At 67.9% G+C, this 22,649-nt stretch carries 18 protein-coding genes and 1 other RNA gene; 12 read left to right on the top strand and 7 right to left on the bottom strand.

Going from position 1 to position 22,649, the window contains the following annotated elements:
• The first annotated feature begins 23 nt into the window (after nt 1-23).
• Genes ACSFCA_RS12735 through ACSFCA_RS12745 form a run of 3 tightly spaced genes read left to right on the top strand, consistent with a single transcriptional unit; the run spans nt 24 to nt 7,071 of the window.
• Nucleotides 24-2,579 (top strand): PD-(D/E)XK nuclease family protein, encoded by a 2,556-nt coding sequence (locus ACSFCA_RS12735; RefSeq protein ID WP_435459766.1) that lies wholly within the window; start codon nt 24-26, stop codon nt 2,577-2,579.
• Nucleotides 2,576-5,836, top strand: a complete 3,261-nt coding sequence (locus tag ACSFCA_RS12740; RefSeq protein WP_435459767.1) for a UvrD-helicase domain-containing protein — start codon at nt 2,576-2,578, stop codon at nt 5,834-5,836. Before ACSFCA_RS12735 ends, ACSFCA_RS12740 begins: the two co-directional genes overlap by 4 nt.
• The gene (locus ACSFCA_RS12745; protein WP_435459768.1) at nt 5,833-7,071 is read left to right on the top strand and encodes a TIGR03862 family flavoprotein; all 1,239 of its coding nucleotides are present in this window, start codon (nt 5,833-5,835) and stop codon (nt 7,069-7,071) included. Before ACSFCA_RS12740 ends, ACSFCA_RS12745 begins: the two co-directional genes overlap by 4 nt.
• 88 nt (nt 7,072-7,159) lie before the next feature.
• Here the strand turns inward: ACSFCA_RS12745 and ffs are convergent.
• Nucleotides 7,160-7,256, bottom strand: an RNA gene (gene ffs / locus ACSFCA_RS12750) — signal recognition particle sRNA small type.
• Nucleotides 7,257-7,433: 177 nt separating this feature from the next.
• Between ffs and dnaX the strand changes: the two genes are divergently transcribed.
• The 7 genes from dnaX (at nt 7,434) to ACSFCA_RS12785 (ending at nt 14,439) form a co-directional block, all read left to right on the top strand.
• The gene (dnaX, locus tag ACSFCA_RS12755; protein ID WP_435459769.1) at nt 7,434-9,281 is read left to right on the top strand and encodes a DNA polymerase III subunit gamma/tau; all 1,848 of its coding nucleotides are present in this window, start codon (nt 7,434-7,436) and stop codon (nt 9,279-9,281) included.
• A 53-nt stretch (nt 9,282-9,334) separates the two neighbouring features.
• On the top strand, nt 9,335-9,667 hold the full coding sequence (locus tag ACSFCA_RS12760) for a YbaB/EbfC family nucleoid-associated protein (RefSeq protein ID WP_007836669.1): 333 nt from the start codon (nt 9,335-9,337) through the stop codon (nt 9,665-9,667).
• A gap of 17 nt (nt 9,668-9,684) precedes the next feature.
• Nucleotides 9,685-10,275 carry a recombination mediator RecR gene (gene recR / locus ACSFCA_RS12765; RefSeq protein WP_093054337.1) on the top strand — a complete coding sequence of 197 codons (591 nt, stop codon included), beginning with the start codon at nt 9,685-9,687 and terminating at the stop codon, nt 10,273-10,275.
• Between the two features lie 176 nt (nt 10,276-10,451).
• Nucleotides 10,452-11,492, top strand: coding sequence for an ABC transporter substrate-binding protein (locus tag ACSFCA_RS12770; protein WP_093054339.1), 1,041 nt, complete (start codon nt 10,452-10,454; stop codon nt 11,490-11,492).
• A gap of 46 nt (nt 11,493-11,538) precedes the next feature.
• A complete protein-coding gene (locus ACSFCA_RS12775) occupies nt 11,539-12,354 on the top strand; it encodes an ABC transporter ATP-binding protein (RefSeq protein WP_435459770.1) in 816 nt (271 codons plus the stop codon).
• Nucleotides 12,354-13,190 (top strand): ABC transporter permease, encoded by an 837-nt coding sequence (locus tag ACSFCA_RS12780; protein WP_435459771.1) that lies wholly within the window; start codon nt 12,354-12,356, stop codon nt 13,188-13,190. Before ACSFCA_RS12775 ends, ACSFCA_RS12780 begins: the two co-directional genes overlap by 1 nt.
• Nucleotides 13,191-13,257: 67 nt before the next feature.
• Nucleotides 13,258-14,439 carry a low temperature requirement protein A gene (locus ACSFCA_RS12785; protein WP_258349611.1) on the top strand — a complete coding sequence of 394 codons (1,182 nt, stop codon included), beginning with the start codon at nt 13,258-13,260 and terminating at the stop codon, nt 14,437-14,439.
• 10 nt (nt 14,440-14,449) lie between these two features.
• On the opposite strand, the gene ACSFCA_RS12790 is transcribed toward ACSFCA_RS12785, so the two are convergent.
• Nucleotides 14,450-16,069, bottom strand: a complete 1,620-nt coding sequence (locus tag ACSFCA_RS12790; RefSeq protein ID WP_435459772.1) for a transglycosylase SLT domain-containing protein — start codon at nt 16,067-16,069, stop codon at nt 14,450-14,452.
• Entirely contained in the window at nt 16,066-16,854 is a 789-nt protein-coding gene (gene gloB, locus ACSFCA_RS12795) for a hydroxyacylglutathione hydrolase (protein WP_258349609.1), read from the bottom strand. Before gloB ends, ACSFCA_RS12790 begins: the two co-directional genes overlap by 4 nt.
• Here gloB and ACSFCA_RS12800 point away from each other — a divergent pair.
• A complete protein-coding gene (locus ACSFCA_RS12800) occupies nt 16,853-17,623 on the top strand; it encodes a class I SAM-dependent methyltransferase (RefSeq protein ID WP_375338383.1) in 771 nt (256 codons plus the stop codon). The two genes, gloB and ACSFCA_RS12800, sit on opposite strands and share 2 nt — an antisense overlap.
• A gap of 52 nt (nt 17,624-17,675) precedes the next feature.
• Nucleotides 17,676-18,125 carry a ribonuclease HI gene (gene rnhA / locus ACSFCA_RS12805; RefSeq protein ID WP_258349608.1) on the top strand — a complete coding sequence of 150 codons (450 nt, stop codon included), beginning with the start codon at nt 17,676-17,678 and terminating at the stop codon, nt 18,123-18,125.
• A 19-nt stretch (nt 18,126-18,144) separates the two neighbouring features.
• Here rnhA and moeA read toward each other — a convergent pair whose 3' ends face one another.
• The 4 genes from moeA to ACSFCA_RS12825 are packed head-to-tail and all read right to left on the bottom strand — an operon-like array spanning nt 18,145 to nt 22,592.
• Nucleotides 18,145-19,458: a molybdopterin molybdotransferase MoeA gene (gene moeA, locus ACSFCA_RS12810; protein ID WP_435459773.1), complete on the bottom strand. Its 1,314-nt coding sequence runs from the start codon at nt 19,456-19,458 to the stop codon at nt 18,145-18,147.
• A complete protein-coding gene (gene mobA / locus ACSFCA_RS12815) occupies nt 19,455-20,108 on the bottom strand; it encodes a molybdenum cofactor guanylyltransferase MobA (RefSeq protein ID WP_435459774.1) in 654 nt (217 codons plus the stop codon). Before mobA ends, moeA begins: the two co-directional genes overlap by 4 nt.
• Entirely contained in the window at nt 20,105-21,256 is a 1,152-nt protein-coding gene (gene moaA / locus ACSFCA_RS12820; RefSeq protein WP_435459775.1) for a GTP 3',8-cyclase MoaA, read from the bottom strand. Before moaA ends, mobA begins: the two co-directional genes overlap by 4 nt.
• Before the next feature lie 58 nt (nt 21,257-21,314).
• Nucleotides 21,315-22,592 (bottom strand): serine hydrolase domain-containing protein, encoded by a 1,278-nt coding sequence (locus tag ACSFCA_RS12825; RefSeq protein ID WP_435459776.1) that lies wholly within the window; start codon nt 22,590-22,592, stop codon nt 21,315-21,317.
• Between the last annotated feature and the right edge of the window lie 57 nt (nt 22,593-22,649).

Consider the following 22,649-nt stretch of genomic DNA (forward strand, 5'->3'; position numbering starts at 1 on the left):
GCTCTCCAACCCCTCGATAGAACATGAACGAAGGCCACCCTGTCCAGGCTCTGTGGTGCGATCCCGCCGACGGCGTCGTCGCGCGGATCGTCCGCGCGCTCGCCGAGCGCCAGCTGCATGCCGCCCGCACCGTGGTGCTGGTGCCCTATGCGCAGCTGATGGGCGTGGCGCGCGCCATGTGGGCGCGATGCGGCAGCCCCGGCTTCGTGCCGCGCTTCGAAACCACCCACAACTGGGCCCGCAGCGCGGGCGGCTTCGTGCCGACTGGCTACGACATCGCGCACGACATGGCGCGCGATCTCGTCACGGCGCAGGCGCTGCTGTCGCAGGCCGGTTTCAACGCCGAGCGCTTTGCCTTGGCCGGCCGCGTCGTCGAGCTGGCGTATCAACTGGCGCCTCTTGCGGCTGCCGTGACGCCCGAAGAACGGGGCGGTGATTGGGCGCAGCGCGCGGCAGGCGTGGCCGAGGCGGGCAGCGAATCGGAGTGGTTCCGCATCGAAAGCGCGCTGATCCGCATCGCCGTCGCGTGGACCTCGACCTCGGGCTACGCAACCGACGTGCTTCAGCGCGACGGCACCCGCGCGCAGGTCGATGCGCTGATCGTGCTCGAGGGCTTCCAGACCGATCCGCTCACGCAATCTCTCTGCAAACTGTGGGGCGACCATGCCCTTCATCTCTCGCTCGTGCCTTCCGGCGTAGCGGCGCAGACCTGTGCCTCGCACGTCGCCCTCGATCCCGAAGACGAAGCCGAGCTCGCCGCCGCCTGCGTGCTGCGCCACCTCGCCGAAGACCGCGCACCGGTCGCCTTGGTCGCGACCGACCGCGCCCTCACGCGCCGCATCAGCGCCCAGTTGAGCGCGCAAGGCGTCGTCACGCACGACGAAACCGGCTGGAAGCTTTCGACCACGCGCGCCGCCGCCACGCTGATGAGCGCGCTGCGCGCCTGCGCCCACGACGCCGCCAGCGACCAGGTGCTCGAATGGCTCAAGAGCGGCGCCGACGGCGATGCACCGACCGTACAACTGCTCGAAGCCCGTCTGCGCCGCGAAGGCCAGCGCGACTGGTCTGCGTGGTGTGCATTCATGGCGCGCAGCGAGAAACCACAAGACGCCACGCTGCTGTCCTTTACCGAGGCCATCGAAGAGCGCCGCGCGCCCATGGCCCGCTCGCGTCCCTTGGCCGAATGGCTGCACGCGCTGCGCGAACTGCTGGAGGCCAGCAGCCAATGGGAGCTGCTCGACGAAGACCTGGCCGGCGGCAAGGTGATTGGCGCCCTGTGGCTCGATGCCGGCGCCCACGGCGACGACGACGATTTCCCCGGCGGCCGCCACACGCTGGCCGAATTCACCGCCTGGGTCCGCGACGTGCTGGAAGATGCGAGTTTCGTGCCCCCCGCTGGCGATCAGGCCCCGAAGGTCGTCGTGCTGCCGCTGTATCAACTGCTGGGTCGCGCGTTCGGCGCGGTGGTCATTCCCGGCTGCGACGACCGCCGCCTGCCAGCATCGCCCGAGCCGCCCGGCAACTGGAGTGCGGCCCAGCGCCTCGAACTGGGCCTGCCGTCGCGCGAAACGCTCGAAGCCGCGCAGCGTGCGGCCTGGGCTGCGGCCTTGCACAACCCGTCGTGCGAGTTGATCTGGCGCCAATCCGACGCCAGCGGTGAGCCGGTGCGGCCCAGCCCCCTCGTGCAGGCGCTGCAGCTCGACCACGCGCTGCAGCCCTCGGCCGACCCACGCACACCGCGCGAAGTGGCAGTGCAGCCAACAAAATATCCGACCCCCTCGGGCGCGCTCCTGCCGCTGGAGAACATCTCCACCAGCGTGTACGAAGACCTGCGGCGCTGCCCCTATCGTTTCTTCGCGCTGCGGCAACTGGGCCTGCGCAGCGCAGACGAACTCGACGCCGAGATCGACAAGCGCGACTTCGGCAACTGGCTGCACGCCGTGCTCGGCCACTTCCACGAAGCACTGGCCGAAACGCCGACGCAGGATGCGGAGGAACGCACCGCTCTCATCGAGGAGGCGGCCCGGCGGTCGATGCACGAGCTCAGCCTCTCCGAGGCCGAGTTCCTGCCTTTCGCCGCGGCATGGCCCGCGGTGCGGGACGGCTACCTCGGCTGGCTGACCGGGCACGAGGCGGCCGGTGCCGTCTTCGCCGAAGCCGAGCCCTGGAAGGAGCAATCGCTGGGCGACTTGCGCCTGATCGGCCGGCTCGACCGCATCGACCGCATGCCCGACGGGCAGGCCTTCGTGATCGACTACAAGACCGAGTCGGCCGCCGTCAGCAAGGAGCGTGTGAAGGACCCGACCGAAGACACGCAGCTGGCCTTCTATGCCGCGCTGGTGGCCGATGACACCTTGCGCGCGGCCTACGTCAACGTGGGCGAGAAATCCTCCGGCACTCAGACCGTCGAGCAGCCTGCCGTTGTGGAAGCCAGGGACGCATTGGTGGCCGGCATCATCGACGACTTCACGCGCATCGCGCAGGGGGCGGCGCTACCGCCACTGGGAGAGGGCGCTGTCTGCGACTACTGCGCCGCAAGAGGCCTCTGCCGAAAAGACTTCTGGGAGGCGTCGAAATGAACGGCGCAGCCTACGAGCACAACGGCCAGCACGTCACGCGCGAGGCCTTCTACACCGTCGCCTGCGACCCGCGCCGCTCGGTAGCCGTCGAGGCCTGCGCCGGCGCCGGCAAGACCTGGATGCTGGTGTCGCGCATCCTGCGCGCGCTGCTCGAAGAGGGCGAATCCGCCTGCGAGCCGCACGAGATCCTGGCCATCACCTTCACGAAGAAGGCGGCCGGCGAAATGCGCGAGCGGCTCGACCAGTGGCTCGAAGACTTCGCGGAGCGAACCCCGGAAGAGTTGGTCAGCCAGCTCGTGATGCGTGGCGTAGAGCCCGCGACTGCATTGGCTGCCGTGCCGCGTCTGAAGGGCCTCTACCGACGCCTGCTCGAAGGCGGCCGGCCGGTGCAGTTCCGCACCTTCCACGCCTGGTTTGCGGGCCTGCTGCGCAATGCGCCGCTCGCGGTGCTGCGCGAACTGGGCCTGCCCTCGAACTACGAACTGCTCGAAGACGACGCCGAGGCGCGCGGGCACACCTGGCGGCCGTTCTTCGAGGCCGTGACCGCCGACAAGAACGCGCTGGCCGACTACTACGCTGTCGTCGCCACGCACGGCCGCTCGCAGACGGCCAAGGCCTTGAGCGAGGCGCTGTCGAAGCGCGTCGAGTTCTCGCTGGCCGATGCGGAGAACGCCGTGCAGCATTTCAGCGTGTTCTATCCATCGCTCGAGGGCCTGGCCGAACCGACCGCGGCCTTGCGCGGCGAGCAGGTTCGCCAGCGTTGGCTCGACCGGGCCGCCGCGCTCGGCCGCGAGAGCAACAAGACACCGCAGAAGGCGGCCGAAGCCATCATCGACGTGTTCGGCACGGGCGAGCCCGCTGGCGATTCGCTGGCGGCCGCACTCGCGCACCTGCGCAAGAACTTCTTCGTCGCGACCGAAGACCGCCTCAACAAGAATCTGCAGAAATTCCCCGCTGCGCAGGAGGCCGAGGCCGAGCTGCAGGTGCTGTGCGGTGCGCAAGCCCAGCACGCCGCGTGGCTCTATCAGCAGCGCATGACGCGGCTCACACGCATCCTGATCGCGGCCTTTGCCGATGTGAAGCGTGCCCACGGCTGGGTCGACATGAACGACGTCGAGCAGGCTGCACAGCTGCTGCTCGGCCAGTCCGCGCTGTCCGGCTGGGTGCAGGAGCGGCTCGACGCGCGCATCGCGCACCTGTTGATCGACGAGTTCCAGGACACCAACCCGCTGCAATGGCAAGCGCTCTACGGCTGGCTCAGTGCGTACACGGGCGCGCAGGGCCGCGCGCCGCGCGTGTTCATCGTGGGCGACCCGAAACAGAGCATCTACCGCTTCCGCCGTGCCGAGCCGCAGGTTTTCATCGCGGCCAAGAAGTTCGTGCGCGAAGGGCTCGACGGCGAGCTGCTGAACTGCGACCACACCCACCGGAATGCACGCTCCGTGGTCGCGCTGGTCAATGCAGCGATGCTGGCTGCACAGGAGGCCGGCGAGTTCGACGGCTACCGCGCCCACACCACCGAGCGCGGCGACGAAGGCGAACTGCTCAAGCTGCCTGCCATCGACCGCGACGCGCTCGGCGATACGGCTGAAGCAGCGCCGGCCGACGACGGCATGCTGCACTGGCGCGACAGCCTCGTCACGCCGCGCGTGCTGCCCGAAGAGCAATTGCTGCAGAAAGAATGCGAACAGGCTGCGCAATGGGTGGCGCAGCGCATCGCCGACGGCACGCCGCCGCGGCAGATCATGGTGCTGGCACGCAGGCGCAGCCGGCTCTCGGCCATGCAGGACGCGCTGCGCCAGCGCCACATCCCCGTGCAGCAGCCCGAGAAGAACGACCTGCACGACGCGCCCGAGGTTCAGGACGTGGTCGCGCTGATCGATGCGCTGGTGTCGCCCGCGCACGATCTTTCGCTGGCGCGGGCGCTGAAGTCGCCGGTGTTCGGCATCGACGACGAAGCGCTGGTGCAGCTCGCGCTGCGCCAGCGCGAGCGCGGCGCGGTGAGCTGGTTCGCACTGATCCAGAAGGACGAGAGCCTGCCGTCGGCGTTGATCGAGGCGGGCCCGAAGCTCAAGAAATGGCAGCGCTGGCTGATGACGTTGCCGCCGCACGACGCGCTCGACGCGATCTTCCACGACGGCGATTTGCTCGCGAAATTCGGCGCCGCGGTTCCGGCCGCAATGCGCCAGAGCGCGCTGGCCAATCTGCGCGGTGTGTTGTCCGCGTCGCTCGACATCGATGGCGCGCGTTTCGCCACGCCATATGCGTTGGTGCGCGCGCTGCGTGCGGGCGGCGTGCGCGCCCCGACCGTGGCCGCGCCCGACGCCGTGCAATTGCTGACCGTGCACGGCGCAAAGGGGCTGGAGGCCGACACCGTGTTCATGCTCGATTGCGACGCGCCGCCACCACGCGCCCAGACCATGGGCGTGCTGGTCGAATGGAAGGGCAGCGACAGCGCGCCGACGCGCTTCGTGTTCCTCGCGAGCGAGAAGACGCCGCCCGCCTGCGCGGCAACGCTGCTCGAAGAGGAGCAGCGTGCGCGCCATCGCGAAGAACTCAACGGCCTCTACGTGGCCACCACGCGGGCGCGCGAGCGGCTGGTGCTGTCGTCGGTGCGCCCTGCGCGCGCCAACGAAGGCAGTTGGTGGACCCGCCTGGAGCCGCTGTGCGAGCCCACGGAGGCCGACGAGCCACTGGTCGCGCTGCCGACCGAGACCGGCGCCGCCAGCTTCTCGATGAAGCACATGCCGGTAGCGCCTGCACCCACCGAACAACCGTCCGCAAAGAAGGCTGCCAACACCACGATCGATGCACGCGCCGCCGCTTTCGGCCAGGCCATGCACCGGCTGCTCGAATGGGCAGTGCCGGGCGAGCCGCTGCCAGCGGCCCACGTGCGCGCCGCGGCCCGCGAATTCATGCTCGACGCCCAGCAGGCGCGCGGTGCCGCCGCGCTGGCCCAGCGCATCCGCGCGGGCGAAGGGGCGTGGGTGTGGGACGATCGCAGGGTCGACTGGCATGGCAACGAAGTCACGCTGGTGCATGAAGGCGAGACCTTGCGCATCGACCGTCTGGTGCGCGAGCGCGACGGTGGCGCCTGGTGGATCCTCGACTACAAATCCGCGGCGCGCCCCGAACGGGACGCCGCGCTGATCGCACAGATGCAGCGCTATCGCGCGGCAGTGCAACATGCCTATCCCGGTGCCACGGTGCGCGTCGCGTTCCTCACCGGGCAGGGCGAACTGGTAAATCTCGAATGACTGTTTCCCCTACCGTCGCCGTCATCGGCGGCGGACCTGCCGGCCTGATGGCGGCTGAAGTCTTGAGCGCCTCCGGTGCGCAAGTACATGTCTATGACGCGATGCCCTCGGTGGGCCGCAAGTTCTTGCTGGCCGGCCGCGGCGGGCTGAATCTCACGCACTCGGAGCCCTTCGATGTGTTCATGAGCCGCTTCGGCGAGCGCCGCGCGCAACTGGAGCCGATGCTTGCGCAATTCGGGCCGCAGCAGGTGCGCGAATGGGCGAACGGCCTGGGAATCGAAACCTTCGTGGGCACTTCGGGGCGCGTTTTCCCGACCGACATGAAGGCCGCGCCGCTGCTGCGTGCGTGGCTGCATCGGCTGCGTGCGGCGGGTGTGCAGTTTCATATGCGGCATCGTTGGGTGGGCGATGGGCCGTTCGATGCGGCTGCGTTGCGATTCTCGACACCCGCTGGCGACGTCACTGCAAAGGCCGACGCCGTGGTACTGGCGCTGGGCGGCGCAAGCTGGGCGCGCCTCGGCTCCGATGGCGCGTGGGCGCCATGGCTGCAGGCGCAGGGCGTGGAGGTGGCGCCGCTGCTACCCGCCAACTCCGGTTTCGACGGCGCGGGCTGGAGCGAGCATTTCTCCAGCCGCTTTGCGGGGCAGCCCTTCAAATCGGTCGCGATTTCTTTTACCGACGGCCAGGGGCGGCACTTTGCGCGCAAGGGCGAATTCGTTGCAACGGCCACGGGTATCGAAGGCAGCCTGATCTATGCGGCATCGGCGCTGCTGCGCGACGAGATCGCTGCAAAAGGAAGTGCGACGCTGCTGCTGGACCTGCTGCCCGACCGCAACGCCGAGCAGGTGCTGGCCGCGGTCACGCATCCCCGTGGTGCTCGCTCGCTCAGCAGCCACCTCAAGAGCCGGCTCGGGCTCGAAGGCATCAAGGCCGGCGTGTTGCACGAGGCATTGAGCCGCGAAGCGATGCAGGACGCGGCGCAACTGGCGGCCACGATCAAAGCCGTGCCCTTGAAGCTCGTCGCGACGCGCCCCATCGACGAGGCGATCAGCACGGCAGGCGGCGTGCGCTTCGACGCGCTGGATGCGCAGTTGATGGCGAACGCACTGCCCGGCGTGTTCGCGGCAGGGGAGATGCTCGATTGGGAAGCGCCGACTGGTGGCTACTTGCTGACTGCATCGATGGCCAGTGGCGCGGCTGCGGCGCGCGGAGCGATCCAGCGGCTGGGCCTGTGAAGGCCTCGCGCCGTTGGAATTTCTGTCGCTGAGAGTTTTTGCAAGCCCCGTTTCATTTCGCACGGAATGAAACGAAGCCGCTGAAGAGGTTGACGAGCCTTACCCCTGGCACTGACTACGCAGTTAGGGCTGCTTGGTTCCCCACCTGACCCGGTTGGCCACTTCACCATGCAGGGAGGCCCGTCAGCACGCATTGTAACCTCCCAGGATGCGCGCACTTCGTGTCGCTTCTCCTTCCCCCTGCCGGGGGCGACACCTGAGGCCCGGCGAAGCCGGTTCCTCGGTGTCCCACGAAAAGGCAGGTCTTTTTTGATTGCGGGGTAGGTCTGAGGGTGGGTGCCGTGCCTTTTAGAATGCCCGCAATGTCTTATCTCGTGCTCGCTCGCAAGTTCCGTCCGAAAACCTTCGGTGAGATGGTCGGTCAGGGGCATGTGGTTCAGGCGCTCGAGAACGCGTTGACCACGCAGCGCCTGCATCACGCCTATCTTTTCACCGGCACCCGGGGTGTCGGCAAGACCACGGTCTCGCGGATTCTGGCGAAGTCACTGAACTGCCAGGGGCCGGACGGGCAGGGCGGCATCACGGCCACGCCGTGCGGTGTGTGCCAGGCCTGCCGCGACATCGACTCGGGACGCTTCGTGGACTACACCGAGCTCGACGCGGCCTCGAACCGCGGCGTGGACGAGGTGCAGTCGCTGCTCGAGCAGGCGGTCTACAAGCCGGTGCAGGGGCGCTTCAAGGTCTTCATGATCGACGAAGTGCACATGCTCACGAACACCGCGTTCAACGCGATGCTGAAGACGCTCGAAGAGCCGCCCGAGTACCTCAAGTTCGTGCTGGCCACGACCGATCCGCAGAAGGTGCCGGTCACGGTGTTGTCGCGCTGCCTGCAGTTCAACCTGCGGCCGATGGCGCCCGAGACGGTGCTCGAGCACCTCACCAGCGTGCTGCAGACTGAAAACGTTCCGGCCGAGCCGCAGGCGCTGCGCCTGCTGGCGCGCGCGGCGCGCGGCTCGATGCGCGATGCGCTCTCGCTCACCGACCAGGCCATCGCCTTCGGCAACGGCGAACTGGTCGAGGCTGGCGTGCGCCAGATGCTCGGCAGCGTCGATCGCGGCCATGTGTTCCGCCTGATCGAGGCGCTGGCGCAGGGCGACGGAAAGACGGTGGTCGAGACATCGGAGGCGCTGCGCGTCGACGGCATGTCCGCCGCCTCCACGCTCGAGGAAATGACGGCGGTGCTGCAGGCCATGGCCGTGCTGCAGGCCGTGCCCTCGCGGGCGGAGTCGGCCGATTCCGCCACCGACCCCGACGCGGCAGACACCGCACGCCTTGCCGCGCTGATGCCGGCCGACGAAACGCAACTGCTCTACAGCCTGTGCCTGCATGGCCGCGGCGAACTGGGCCTGGCCCCCGATGAGTACGCCGCGCTGACCATGGTGCTTTTGCGGCTATTGGCCTTCAAACCTTCCAACGCGGCTGCTTCGACGGCCTCCACGGAAAAAAAAACTCTGAATGAAGCTGCGGCCGTGGCGCCGGCAGCTCCGGCGCGCGCCGTGCCACCCGCTCCGGCCCCCGCGCCGGTGGCTCGCCCTCCGGTCGAAGCGCCTGCTGCGGCTCCGGCGCCCGCCAACGCCTCCCCAGTTCCCGCAGGCCATCGCCTCGCCGTGGTCGACGAACCCCGGCAGGCCGAACCCCGCCCCGGCGCTGCCGCCGAAGCACCCGCCCGGGTTGTCGGCGTGCCCATCCGCGTGCAGCCTCCGCCCAGTGCCCGCGACACGCCGCGCGCCGATGAGCCGCGCAGCACCTTCACCCCCATTCCGACCAGCGAAGACGGCGACTTCTGGTACGCCACCGTCTCCCAACTGGTCGCAGCCGAGGCCATCACCGCCCTTGCGCGCGAACTGGCGCTGCAGTCGCAGCTGGTGGGCCGCGACACCGACCAGTGGCTGCTGCGCATCGAGCGCGAAACGCTCAACCAGCCGTCCAGCCGCGAAAAACTGACGGCTGCGCTGGGTAGCCTGGGCCACGATGTCAAGCTCGCCATCGAGATCGGCAGCGTTGTCGACAGCCCCGCGCGCCGCAACAAGCAGGCCGCCGACGAGCGCCAGCGCGTGGCCGAAGAGGCCATCCTCAGCGACCCCGAAGTGCAGGCGCTGATGCGCGACTTCGATGCGAAGATCGTCCCCGGCACGCTGAAACCAGCCTGAGCTTCCGTCTCTCTTATCCTTCACCCACTTTCCAACCAGACACAGGACCAACGATGTTCAACAAAGGACAACTGGCCGGCCTCATGAAGCAGGCGCAGGCAATGCAGGACAACCTCAAGAAGGCCCAGGAAGAGCTGGCCCACATCGAGGTCGAAGGCGAATCCGGCGCCGGCCTCGTCAAGGTCGTCATGACCTGCAAGCACGACGTCAAGCGCATCACCATCGACCCCAGCCTGCTGGCGGACGACAAGGACATGCTCGAAGACCTCGTGGCTGCCGCCTTCAACGCCGCCGTGCGCAAGGCCGAGGAAACAAGCGAGCAGAAGATGGGCAAGCTGACGGCCGGCATGCCAGGTCTCCCGCCCGGCATGAAGCTGCCGTTCTGAGCGAGCGGCCGAAGTAAATGGCAGACGCCAGTTCGCTCGACGCCTTGGTCGATGCGCTGCGCCGCCTGCCCGGTGTCGGCGTCAAGTCGGCTTCGCGCATGGCATTCCACCTGTTGCAGCACGACCGCGAGGGCGCGCAGCTGCTCGCGCGCGCGTTGCAGCAGGCTGCGGGCCACGTGCGGCATTGCGAGCGCTGCAACACCTTTACCGAGGCGCCGGTCTGCAACGTCTGCCTCGACACGCGGCGCGATGCGAGCAAGCTTTGCGTGGTCGAGACGCCGGCCGACCAGGCCGCGCTCGAACGCACCGGTGCGTTCCGCGGCTATTACTTCGTGCTGATGGGCAAGCTGAGTCCGCTCGACGGAATCGGGCCGAAGGACATCGGCCTGCAAAAGCTCTTCGACCGCGCGCGCGACGGCACGGTGAGCGAGGTCATCCTCGCCACGAACTTCACCGCTGAGGGCGAGGCCACCGCGCACGTGATCGGCGAAGCTCTGAAGCAGCATGGCCTGACCGTGACACGCCTTGCGCGCGGCGTGCCGGCTGGCAGCGAGCTCGAGTACGTCGACCTCGGCACCATCGCTCATGCGCTGGTGGATCGCAGGTAGCACGGACCGATATCGCGAGACTTTTTCTGGCGCGATGACGCTTCGGCGAAGGCTTCTCGGAGAGGCCTTCGTGCTTACGTGAAAACCCGCACGGGATCACCCCGATGCAGCCGTGTGGTGCGGCCCCTAAGCTCGATTCAGTTCTTACGAGTCACAGAGCCAACGGGCAACGTTTCATGCTTCATCGCCGCACTCTCATTTCAGCTACTGCCGCCATTGCTGCTGCAACCATCGCGTTGCCGCGCGTCTTTGCGCAGCAGGCGAAGCTGGAGAAGACGAAGATCTCCATCGCGGTCGGGGGCAAGGCGGCGTTCTACTACCTGCCGCTCACCATCTCCGAGCAGCTCGGCTACTTCAAGGCCGAGGGGCTCGATGTGGAGATTTCCGATTTCGCCGGAGGCGCACGTGCGTTGCAGGCGGTGGTCGGCGGTTCGGCCGATGTCTGCTCGGGCGCTTACGAACACACCATCAACCTGCAGGCCAAGAACCAGTTCTTCCAGGCCTTCGTGCTGCAGGGACGCGCACCGCAGATTGCGGTGGGCGTGTCGACCAAGAACATGGCCGGCTACACCGGCATCCAGGATCTCAAGGGGAAGAAGATCGGCGTCTCCGCGCCGGGCTCGTCGACCAACATGGTGGCCAACCTCGTGCTCTCGCGCGGCGGGCTAAAGGCCAGCGACGTGAGCTTCATCGGCGTGGGCGTGGCGGCCGGTGCGCTCACCGCATTGCGCTCGGGCCAGATCGACGCCATCAGCAACACCGACCCGGTGATGACGATGCTGGAGCAGAAGGGTGACGTGAAGATCATCAGCGACACGCGCACGCTCAAGGGCACGCTGCAGGTGTTCGGCGGCACGATGCCGGCGGCCTGCCTCTATGCGTCGAGCGAGTTCATCCAGAAGAATCCCAACACCTGCCAGGCGCTGGCGAATGCCATCGTGCACGGCCTGAAGTGGCTGCAGACTGCGGGGCCTGGCGACATCATCAAGACGGTGCCCGAGACTTATCTGCTCGGCGATCGCGCGCTGTACCTCGCGTCGTTCGACAAGGTGCGCGAATCGATCGCAACCGACGGCCTCGTGCCGGTCGACGGCCCCAAGACCGCGCTCACCGCGATCGCGAGTTTCGACACCACCGTGAAGGCCGACAAGATCGACCTCGCGAAAACCTACACCAACGATTTTGCTAGGCGCGCGAAAGACAGGTTCAAAGCCTGATTTTCGAACGTCCCCGCGACCCGGCTCAGGCCGGGTTTTTTACGCCATGTCCGACTACGCACTCGAACTTCTCTCCATCAGCTGCACCTTCCATTCGAAGGACGATCCGGGCCAGCGTTACACCGCGGTGGCCGATACCACGTTGCGCATCAGGGCAGGGGAGTTCGTCTCGGTGGTGGGCCCCACGGGCTGCGGCAAGTCGACGCTGCTGAACGTGGGCGCGGGCCTGCTCGAACCCTCTTCGGGCACCGTGAAGGTCTTCGGCCAGACGCTCGAGGGCATCAACACGCGCGCCGGCTACATGTTCCAGACCGAAGCGCTGATGCCCTGGTGCAGCGCCGTCGACAACGTGATGGTGGGTTTGCAATACCGCGGCGTGCCCGATGCTGAAGCACGCAGGCAGGCCGAGGCCTGGCTCTCGCGCGTGGGCCTCACGGGCTTCGGCGACCGATATCCGCACCAGCTTTCCGGCGGCATGCGCAAGCGCGTGGCGCTGGCGCAGACGCTGGTGCTCGACCCCGACATCATCCTCATGGACGAACCCTTCAGCGCGCTCGACGTCCAGACGCGCCAGTTGATGGAGAACGAGGTGCTCGACCTCTGGAGCGCAAAGAAGAAGGCCGTGCTGTTCATTACGCACGACCTCGACGAGGCCATTGCCATGAGCGACCGCGTGGTGGTGCTGTCGGCAGGCCCGGCGACGCACCCCATCGGCGAGTTCGCCATCGACCTTGCAAGGCCGCGCGACGTGGCCGAGGTGCGCACGCAGCCGCGCTTCGTCGAGCTGCACACCCAGATCTGGGAGGTGCTGCGCGACGAGGTGCTCAAGGGCTATGCGCAGCAGCTGAGGAAGGCTGCGTGATGCCGCGCCTCGGACTCAATGAACGCAATGCGCGCTTCTGGCAACTGGCGCTGCTGGTGGTGATTCTGGCGGCGTGGCACATCGCCTCGCGCAACCAGCAGTTCGCCTTCTTCCTCGGCGAGCCGATCCAGGTGGCGGGCTGCATCTGGAGCTGGTTCCTGCCGTTTGAACTGCCGGCCAATGCGCTCTTTCCCGAAGGGCTGAAAGGCAATGCCGACATCTACCAGCACCTGGGCACCACGCTGCTGGAGACGGTGCTGGCCTTCGTCATCGGCACAGTGCTGGGCCTGGCCTGCGGGCTGTGGCTGGCGCTCGCGCCCACGGCGAGCCTGATTCTCGACCCCTACATCAAGGCCGCCAATTCGATGCCGCGCGTGATCCTCGCGCCCATCTTCGCGCTGTGGTTCGGACTGGGTATCTGGAGCAAGGTGGCGCTGGCGGTCACGCTGGTGTTCTTCATCGTGTTCTTCAACGTCTACCAGGGCGTGCGCGAGGTGAGCCCGGTGGTGCTGGCCAACGCGAAGATGCTGGGCGCCAACCAGCGGCAGCTGCTGCGCACGGTGTACCTGCCGAGCGCGACCAGCTGGGTGTTTTCCAGCCTGCACACTTCGGTCGGCCTGGCCTTCGTGGGTGCGGTGGTGGGCGAGTACCTGGGCTCGGCGCGCGGCGTGGGTTACTTGATCCTGCAGGCTGAGGGCACATTCGACGTCAACACGGTGTTCGCCGGTATCGTGGTGCTCACGGCCTTCGCGCTTGCGCTCGACGGCATCGTGGGGCTGATTGAAAAGCGCCTCATGAAGTGGCAGCCGAAGACCGGCGAGACCGAAAAGCTCTAGAGCCCTCATGCGATGATCCTGCGCGGCGCCGGAGAGCGCTGCAACGATTCACGGGGGTAAACGAACAATGAGCCACGACCACAAGCGGGCCACGACCTTGCGCTCGCGCGACCAGGCCGCCAAGGTTTCGAACGAAGAGCTGTTCTTCGACCTGGTCTACGCGTTTTCAGTCACGCAGCTTTCCCACTACCTGCTCGACCACCTCACGCTATTGGGCGCGCTCCAGACGCTGGTCATGTGGTTCGCTGTCTGGCTGGGCTGGCAGTACACGGCCTGGACCACCAACTGGTTCAACCCCAGCGCGCTACGTATCCGCGGCGTACTGTTCGCAATCATGCTGCTGGCAATGGTGATGGCCTCGGCGCTGCCCGGGGCCTTTGCCGAGCGGGGACTGGCATTCGCGCTGTGCTTCGTGGGCATCCAGGCGGGGCGCACGCTCTGCATGCTGATTGCCATCGGCCCGAACGATCCACTCACACCCAACTTCCGCCGCCTGCTGGCGTGGAATTGCGTGGCCGGCGTGTTCTGGATCGCCGGTGGCCTGGTCGACGGGCCGGCGCGTCTCGCACTGTGGTTCGGCGGCGTTTTGTGCGAGTACATCGCACCGATGATCGGCTTGCGCTTTCCGGGCCTGGGCCGTTCGCTGACCAGCGACTGGACCATCGACGGCGGCCATCTCGCCGAGCGCTGCCAGCTGTTCGTGATCGTCGCGCTGGGCGAGTCGGTGCTGGCCACCGGCATCGCCTTCGGGCACCACCCTGAATGGCACGGAAGCGATCTGTTCGCGCTGCTCGTGGGCTTCGCGGGCAGCCTGGCGATGTGGTGGATGTACTTCGACACCAGCGCCAAGGAGGCGACCCATGTCATCGAGCATGCCGCGGACCCGGGCGGCGTCGGCGCCAAGTTCCACTACACGCACGTCATTCTGGTGGCGGGCATCATCGTCTGCGCGGTGGCGGACGAGCTGACGATCGGCGAGGGCTCGCACCATGCCGAGCTCAAGTACCTAGGCGCGCTGATTGGCGGCCCGGCGCTCTATCTGTTCGGCAATGCGCTGTTCAAGCGCGTGGTGCGCGGCTTCCTGCCGCAATCGCATCTCTATGGGCTGGGGCTGCTGGCGGTGCTCGCGGTTTTTGCGTCGCACATGACGGTGATGGTGGTGGGCACGCTCACCACAGTCATCATGATCGCCGTGGCCACGTTGGAGGCCGTGGTGCGCCGCAGGGCGTGGGCCGAGAAGGCCCACTGAAGCGCAGGCCTTAGCGCTTCTTCTTCGCCGGCGTGCCGCCGCGCTTCTCGCGCACGACCTGCTGCTTGCTGCTGGCGGGAACCTTGGCCACATTGGAGCCCCGCGGTGCGGCCGCCTTCGAGGACGCACCGCCACGGCGTGCGGGAGAAGCCGCGACGTGAGACGTCTGTACGGGCCGGATGCCGGTGCCAGCACGGGTCGCAACCGTCGCGCGAACGGGCAGATACACCACCACGCTGTAGCCGCGCTTGAACGCGTGGTTGGGCTGCACGTCGTTCCACTCGGCCACGTTGGCCGGCTTGAGGTTATAGCGGCGCGCGATGCTGGCAACGCTGTCGGCGCGCCCGGCCTTGACGGTCGTGCGGCGGGTGACGATCTCGGGCTGGAAGCTCAGGTGGCCGCCGTCGGCCACCACGGCCGCCACGTCTTCCTTCACGCGGGCGCCGCGCGGCACGATCAGCGTCGAGCCGGCCTTGATGAGCATGCGCGGCGGCACGTTGTTCATGGCGCGCAGGTCGGCTTCGCTCATGCCCGAGCGCTGGGCCGCGTCGGCCACCGTCATGGTGTTGGGCACGACCCAGGCCGTCCAGCTCGCGTACTGGCCCTGCGAATAGGCGTCGAAGTTGCGCTGGAACACGGCTGCGTTGTCCCACGGCAGCAGGATCTGCGGCGTGCCGGCAGCGATCAGCACCGGCTTGTGGGCGGCGGGGTTGAGCGCACGGAAGTCGTCGAGCCGTACGTCGGCCAGCTTGGCGGCGAGCTCCACGTCGAGATCGCGTGTGAGCGTGACGGTCTGGAAGTACGGGTGGTTGGCGATCAGCGGCAGTTCGGTGTTGAAGGCCTGCGGGTTCGCCACGATGTTCTTCACGGCCTGCAGCTTGGGCACGTACATGCGCGTCTCGGCGGGCATCGTGAGGTCGCTGTAGGTGGTGGGCAGGCCCAGGCGCTGGTTCTTGGCGATGGCGCGGCTCACGCTGCCTTCGCCCCAGTTGTAGGCGGCCAGGGCCAGCTGCCAGTCGCCGAACATGCCGTAGAGCTTCTGCAGGTAGTCGAGCGCGGCGCGGGTGGAGGCCACCACGTCGCGGCGGTCGTCGCGGAAGATGTTCTGCTTCAGGTCGAAGTCGGTGCCGGTGGCCGGCATGAACTGCCACATGCCCGCGGCGCGCGCGCTGGAGATGGCCTGAGGGTTGAATGCACTCTCGATGTAGGGCAGCAGCGCGAGTTCGGTCGGCATGTTGCGCCGCTCGAGTTCCTCGACGATGTGGAAGATGTACTTGTTCGAGCGCTCGGTCATGCGCTGGATGTAGTCGGGCCGGCTGGCGTACCACTGCTCGCGGTCGCGCACCAGGTCGCTGTCGAGGTCGGGCATCTTGAAGCCGCGGCGGATGCGGTCCCACATGTCGACCGGCGGCGCGAGCGTGACCACGCTCTGCGAATGGGCCTGGCCGCTGGTAAGGGGCGAGAGGGAGTCGCGCGGGTAGATGGGGGCCGCGCTGCCGGCAATCTTGGAGCCGGTGCCGCCGGCCTGGGGTGACGATGAAGAAGAGGGGGAAGAGCTGTTGTTGTTCGTGCCCGCGCAGCCCGCGAGCACTAGTGAACCTGCAAGGCAGGTGGCAGCGATAAATTTCATCGGAAGTCGTTTTTCCATTGGCGCAATGCGGCAAACACATCGGCTTCGGCTGCATCGGCAGCCAGCTCGGCGTGGGCACGCACCGCTCTAAGGACAGTGGCTTCGCGGCTGCGAAGAAAGGGGTTGACCTGGCGTTCGATCGCCAGTTGCGACGGCAGCGTGGGCTGCCCCTTCGCGCGCAGGCTTTCGCAGCGCGCGTTGTAGTGACTCAGTTCGGCGTTGGCCGGTTCCACCGCCTGGGCGAAACGCAGGTTAGAAAGTGTGTACTCGTGAGCGCAGCAGACGCGCGTGTCGCCGGGCAAAGCGGCGAGCGCGTCGAGCGAGGCCAGCATCTGCGCGGGCGTGCCTTCGAACAAGCGGCCGCAGCCACCGGAGAACAGCGTGTCGCCGCAGAACAGCAGCGGGGCATCGTTGAGCGCGGTTTGCGCGGCGGGCAGGAAGTAGGCGATATGGCCGGCGGTATGGCCCGGCACGTCGATGACCTCGAAGCGCAGGCCGAGCACTTCCGCGATGTCGCCCTGCGCCAGCGGCGTGTACGGCTCGGGAATGCGCTCGCGTGCGGGCCCCCAGACCGGCGCGCCGGTGGCTGCATGCAGCGCGGCCACGCCCCCCGTGTGATCTGGGTGGTGGTGCGTGACTAGAATCGCGGCCAGCTGCAGCTTGTGGCGCGCCAGCGCGTCGAACACCGGTTGGGCATCGCCCGGATCCACCACGATGGCGTGGGACCCGTCGTGCAGCATCCAGATGTAGTTGTCAGCGAAGGCGGGCAGCGGAACAAGGGTCATGAGCGGTCAAATTATAGGTTTGCAGGATTGGTTCGCGACCCCCCCGGGGCGCTACCTTCTGGCTTGGGAGCAGGCCCAGTTCGATCAGGCGGTGGCCGATGTGTTCGGCTATCACGCGCTGCAGCTGGGCGCGGCAGAGGTCGACGGGCTGCGCGCCAACCGCATGCCGCACCGCTGGCTGGCGCTGGACGACCCCGCCCGCGCCAGCAAGGCAACGCTCCTGACCGACTTTGCGGCGCTGCCTTTTGCCGCCAACAGCCTCGACCTGGTGGTGATGCCGCACGCGCTCGAACTCAGCCCCGACCCGCACGCCACCCTGCGCGAGGTAGAGCGGGTGCTGGTGCCCGAGGGCCGCGTGGTGATCTGCGGGCTCAACCCGGCCAGCCTCTGGGGCATGCGGCAGCGCCGCGCGCACATCTACCGCCGGCTGGGCATCGGCGATCTTTACCTGCCAGAAGGCGGGGAGTTCATCGGCTACTGGCGCATGCGCGACTGGCTGCGCCTGCTGAGCTTCGAGGTGGAGTCGGGCCGCTTCGGCATCTACCGGCCGGCGGTGCGCAGCGAGGCCTGGCTGGAGCGCTCGCGCTGGATGGACGCCGCCGGCGAGCGCTGGTGGCCGATCTTTGGCGCAGCCTATTTTTTGGTCGCTGTGAAGCGGGTGCGCGGCATGCGCCTGCTGAGCGCCGACTGGCGGCGCTCAGGCGCCCGCGCCACCGCGCCCGTGCCCATTGCCGGCAAGGTGCATCGCAGCGAGCCGAACAAGAATTGAAATGGTCGAAATCGAATGAAGAGGATCGAATGAAAGAGAAGGAAAAGTCAGTTTGAACGAAGTCGTGATCTACACCGATGGTGCGTGCAAGGGCAATCCCGGACCCGGTGGCTGGGGCGCGTGGCTCAAGTCGGGCGCCACCGAGAAAGACCTGTTCGGAGGTGAACTCAACACCACCAACAACCGCATGGAGCTGACCGCCGTCATCGAGGGGCTGGCGGCGCTCAAGCGGCCCTGCAAGGTGCTGCTGTACCTCGACAGCCAGTACGTGCGCAAGGGCATCACCGAATGGATCCGCGGCTGGAAGGCCAAGGGCTGGCTCACCGCGAGCAAGCAGCCGGTGAAGAACGTCGAGCTCTGGCAGCGGCTCGACAAGCTGGTGAGCGAGGGCGGACACCAGATCGAATGGCGCTGGGTCAAGGGCCACTCGGGCGATCCGGGCAACGAGCGCGCCGACATGCTGGCCAACAAGGGCGTGGACAAGGCGCTCGGAAGGATCTGAGCCGGGTGGCGTTGGCTGGCTAGATCACGCCGTCGAACATCATCACGTCGACTTCGTCGCCCGCCGCCACGCTGCCCTGGTCGTGGTGCAGCACCACAAGCCCGTTGGCCTCGACCATCGAGCTGAGCACGCCCGAGCCCTGGTGGCTCGCCACGCACACTTCGGGCAACGCGCCCCGCACGTTCTTTACAAAACCGCGCTGGTATTCGGTGCGGCCCGGCTTCTTGCGGATCGGGCTCGTGCTGCGCGCGCGCAGCAGCGGCGGTGGCGCGGCGGCTGCTTCATGGCAGCCCATCATGCGCAGCAGTGCCGGCCGCACGAAGGCCAGGAAGGTGACCATCACGGCCACCGGATTGCCCGGCAGGCCGAACAGCACGGCCGGCTGAGGTGAGGCCTCGCGCGAAATCAACCCCACAGCCAGCGGACGGCCCGGGCGCATGGCCACGCGCCAGAACGCCATGTCGCCCAGCTGCTGCATCACGTCGCGCGTGTGGTCTGCCGCGCCCGCGCTGACGCCGCCGCTGGTGACGATGGCATCGGCCTCGCGTGCGGCGCGCTGCAGCGTGGCGGCGAGCGTGGCCGGGTCGTCGCGTACCAGGCCGAGGTCGATCACCTCGCAGCCCAGCCGCGTGAGCAAGCCGATCACGGTGTAGCGGTTGCTGTCGTACACGGCGCCTTCGCGCGGCGCGTCGCCGAGGCTCAGGATCTCGTCGCCGGTCGAGAAGCAAGCCACCCGCAGCCGCCGCAGCGCGGGCAGGCCCGACAGGCCGAGGCTCGCGACCATGCCGAGCGCGGCCGGCGAGAGGCGCTCGCCCTTGCGCAGCGCGGGCTGGCCCTTCATCAGGTCTTCGCCCGCGAAACGGCGGTTGTCGCCGCGGCGCAGCACCTTGGCCGGGAAGCACACGCGGTCGCCGTCGACCTTGCAGAACTCCTGCGGAATGACGGTGTCGAGGCCCGCCGGCATCATCGCGCCGGTCATGATGCGCACCGCATCGCTCGGGCCCAGCGCGCCGCGCCAGGCCGCGCCGGCCAGCGCCGTGCCCGCCACGCGCAGCGTGATGGAGGCGTCGATGGGCGCGTCCTCGGGCAGCACTGCGCCGTCGAAGGCGTAGCCGTCCATGGCGGAGTTGTCGTGCGGCGGCACGCTGATGGGCGAGACGATGTCTTCGGCCAGCACGCGGCCGAGGGCGTCGAGCAGCGAAACGCTCTCGCGCTGCGTGACGACGGACGTGGCCGTCAGTTGCGAAAGAAAGGCGTGGACGGCCTCGACGCTCAGGTCGGCGGCGTCGTCATAGCCCGTGAGGGCGGAAGCGATGTCTGCGATGCGGCTCATCGGTTTTCGAGTGCGTGCAGTTCGGCCAGGGTGTTGGCGTTGAAAAAGGCGTCGGGTGAGTCGCCGGGACGGTCGAAGGGCACGTGCGCCGTGCGGTGCTGCGCGGTCCATGTGTGAACCTTGCGGCCGCCGGCTTCGGTGTAGCGCTGCAGGCTGTCGCGCAGGTCGGCGCGCAGCAGGCAGAAGACGGGTTGGGGGCGCAGCGCCACGTCGCCCTCGACGGCTTCAGGCGCGGCGGCGATGGCGATCTCCGCATTGCCGGCAACGACCGCTTCGGCGAGCCGGGCGGCCAGGTCAGTCGGGAACAGGGGAGTGTCGCAAGGCACGGTCAGCAGCCAGGGCGTGGCGCAGTGCTCCAGCCCGGTCAGAAAGCCCGCGAGCGGCCCCGCATAGTCCGCGAGGCTGTCGGGCCACACCGGCACGCCGAAGATTTCGTAGTCGGCGATGTTGCGGTTGGCATTGACCATCAGCCGGCCGACTTGCGGCCCCAGCCGCCGTATTGCATGCAGCGCCAGCGGTTCGCCGTTGAAAGGCTGCAGCCCCTTGTCGACCCCACCCATGCGCGAGCCGCGTCCGCCGGCCAGCAGCAGCCCCGTGATGTCGGCGGGCGCGATGGTGGCGTGCGCGGGCATGGCGGCCGCCTGCGTCATCCGCCGATGTAGCTCATCTCGACGCGGCGCGGGGCCTTGTCGCCGGCATCGTTGCTGTCGTCATCCGGACCGTGCAGGGCGCGCAGCTCGGAGTAGCGGTCGGCGCGGCCCTGCCAGATGTGGCCGATGGCCGAGGCAATGTCGTCGTCGCTGGCGGTGCCGCGCAGCAGCGGGCGAAGGTCGTGGCCGGCGCTCGCGAAGAGGCAGAGGTACAGCTTGCCTTCGGTCGACAGGCGCGCGCGGCTGCAGTCGTGGCAGAAGGCCTGGGTGACGCTGCTGATCACGCCGATTTCGCCGGTGCCGTCGGCATAGGCCCAGCGCTGGGCGGTTTCGCCGGGCGTGGCGGCTTCGAGCGGCACCAGGGGAAATTCGGCATGGATGCGCGCGATGACGTCGGCCGAGGGCAGCACCTCGTCCATGCGCCAGCCGTTGGTGGCGCCCACGTCCATGTACTCGATGAAGCGCAGCACCACCTTGCCGCCGTGGTGCGTGCGGAAATAGCGGGCCATCGGCAGGATCTCTTGATCGTTGGCGCCGCGCTTGACCACCATGTTGACCTTGATGGGGCCGAGGCCAGCGGCGATTGCCGCATCGATGCCGGCCAGCACGTCGGCCACCGGAAAGTCGACGTCGTTCATGTGGCGGAAGACGGCGTCGTCGAGGCTGTCGAGGCTCACGGTCACGCGCTGCAGGCCGGCGTCCTTGAGCGCGGCGGCCTTGCGCGCGAGCAGCGAGCCGTTGGTGGTCAGCGTCAGCGCCAGCGGTTCGCCGGCGGGTGTGCGGATCTCGGCGAGTTGTTCGATGAGCCCCTCGATGTTCTTGCGCAGCAGCGGTTCGCCGCCGGTCAGCCGGATCTTGCGCACGCCATGGGCGGCGAACAGGCGGGCCAGCCGTGTCATTTCCTCGAAGCTGAGCAGCGCGCTGTGCGGCAGGTACTTGTAGTCCTTGTCGAACACGTCCTTCGGCATGCAGTAGCTGCAGCGGAAGTTGCAGCGGTCGGTCACGCTGATGCGCAGGTCGGTCATGGGCCGGCCCAGGCGGTCGAGCAGCAACCCCGTGGCGGGCACGGCAACCTCCGGCACGGCCACGGCGGGACGTGCTCGGCCGATCGCGGAGATCGGGATGACGGTGCTGCTGCTGTTCTTCATGGCTTCGTGGAGGGGGCTCCGATTTTGCGCCAGGCCCCAAGAGCCTGTGAAACGGAGGCTACTTGATCACCGCCGCATAAATCATGTCCCGGGTCAATGTTCTGTAATGTGTTCTGTACTTTGGCGACTGCAGCATGAGCACGACGAACATTTCGTTTTTCGGGTCGACCCACATGTAGGTGCCGCCCGCACCTCCCCAGTTGTATTCGCCGCCGGCCGACGGGTAGGGCGCCTCGCCGTCATTGCGGCGCACCGCAAAGCCCAGGCCGAAGCCGTAGCCCGGGCCCGGCAGGTAGAGCGGGCCGGGCACGATGCCGGCGCCCGCATTGGAATGGTCGGCGGTCATCAGCGCGATGGTGCGCGGGCCGAGGTAGCGCTTGCCGTCGAGCGAGCCGCCGTTGAGCAGCATCTGCAGGAAGCGCGCGTAGTCGTTCGCGGTCGCCACCAGCCCGCCGCCGCCCGATTCGTACTTGCGCACGATGCGCGGGTCGTTGAACTCGGCGCCCACGCCGAAGCTGCGGTCGCTGGGCAGCGGCTCGGCAATGCGCGGCTGGCGCGCCGGCTCGGGCACGTAGTAGCTGGTGTCCTTCATGCCCAGCGGGTCGAGCAGCCGGGTTTTCTCGAACTGGTAGAGCGACTGGCCCGACACCACCTCGACCACGCGGCCGAGGATGTCGGTCGACTGGCTGTACTCCCAGGTCGTGCCGGGCTGGTAGGCCAGCGGCAGCTTGGCGAGGCGCTGGGAGAACTCGGCCAGCGTCGGGTCGCCGGCGCCCAGGTCGGCGGCGTTGTAAGCCTGCTTCACGAGGCCCGGGCCGAAGAAGCCGTAGGTCAGGCCCGAGGTGTGGCGCATCAGGTCCTGCACGGTGATGGGGCGGCGCGCGGGCACGGTGTCGAGCACCGGTTTGCCGTCGGCGCCGGGCTTTTCCACGCCCACCGTCATGGTGGCGAACTCGGGCAGGTAGGTCGCGATCGGGTCGTCGAGCTTCAGCCGGCCGTCTTCCACCAGCATCATTGCGGCCACCGTGGTGATGGGCTTGCTCATCGAGTAGATGCGGAAGATGCCGTCGCGTGGCATTGGAGTGCCGGCCGCAGGGTCGAGCTTGCCGACCGGCTCGAACCACGCGACCTTACCCTGGCGCGCCACCAGCAGCACCGCGCCCGGGATCTTGCCGGCGGCCACGTCAGCCTTGAGCACGTCGGTGAGCATCTGCAGGCGCCCGGTCGAGAGGCCGATCTGCTCGGGCCTGGCTGTAGGCAGCGATTGCGCCGCCGCCAGCAGGGGAAGGGCCAGGCCGAGCACGGCCGCGCGCAGGCTGCGCTTCAGAAATCTCATGGTGTTGTCTCCGTCTTGTTGTGAATGGAAAACCTGTGCCGCCTCTCGTGGGCGGCT

It is taken from the genome of Variovorax multivorans, from assembly GCF_051216835.1.
GTDB lineage: Bacteria > Pseudomonadota > Gammaproteobacteria > Burkholderiales > Burkholderiaceae_C > Variovorax.